Source organism: Oleiphilus sp. HI0079, from assembly GCF_001635105.1.
This window is the reverse complement of record NZ_LWFT01001111.1, coordinates 1-800: the sequence shown is the minus strand read 5'-3', so window position 1 is coordinate 800 and position 800 is coordinate 1. Positions and strand designations below refer to the sequence as shown.

1 protein-coding gene and 1 pseudogene are annotated in these 800 nt (G+C 48.8%); both read left to right on the top strand.

The window, feature by feature from the left end; genetic code table 11:
• Positions 1–319: pseudogene (locus A3750_RS19645) on the top strand (lipid A biosynthesis acyltransferase); the annotation flags it as partial.
• Between the two features lie 65 nt (positions 320–384).
• The coding region (locus A3750_RS19640; protein ID WP_197475175.1) for a patatin-like phospholipase family protein at positions 385–800 on the top strand (416 nt) is incomplete at its 3' end.

Below are 800 nucleotides of genomic sequence, written 5' to 3'. Positions count from 1 at the left end.
TGTTGGAGTCGGGCCTAAACGCGGCATATTTGCGCCCTTCTTTGGCGTACCTTGCGCAACACTCACAACCCCTGAGTGGATTGCCCGCGAGACCGGCTGTACTGTTATACAAATGGCGCAGTTTCGTGAAGGCGATGGCGTCTATAGCGTGCATTTCTTCCCTATCCTTGAGGGTTTTCCGAGCGATAATGCGCTAGAAAATGCGGCCCGGATAAATAAAGGCCTGGAAGAGTCTATTCGAATCCATCCTGAGCAATATTTATGGCTACATCGCCGCTTTAAAACACGTCCTGAAGGGGAACCAAGTTTATACGATTAACGTTGCATCGGGACGACAAAAACACATTAAATATCAAAACGATCACGCTACTTTGAAAAAACAATATGCGCTTTCAAAACCTAAATAGCTTTAACCCGTTCAACACGAGAATTGGCCTGGCTTTGGGCGGTGGTGCTGCCAAAGGGGTCGCACACATTGGCGCCCTCAAAGCCCTTCAAGAAGAAGGTATCGACGTAGATTGCATCTCTGGCACGAGTATTGGTGCCTTCGTTGCGAGTTACTATGCCTTTGGCAAAAGCATTGACGAGATGCGAGAAGTGGCACTCAATCTTACATTCAAGAGCATGGCGAGCTTTAGTTGGAAAGCATCCGGAGGCTTATTCTCGACTGATGCGGTGCGCGAGATGTTAATCAGAGATCTCGGTGATGCGCAGATTGAAGACGCGCAAATTCCGCTTTCGATTGCCGCGACGGACATTTGCACCGGCGAACAAGTCGTTTTTAATTCAGGCTCAGTTGC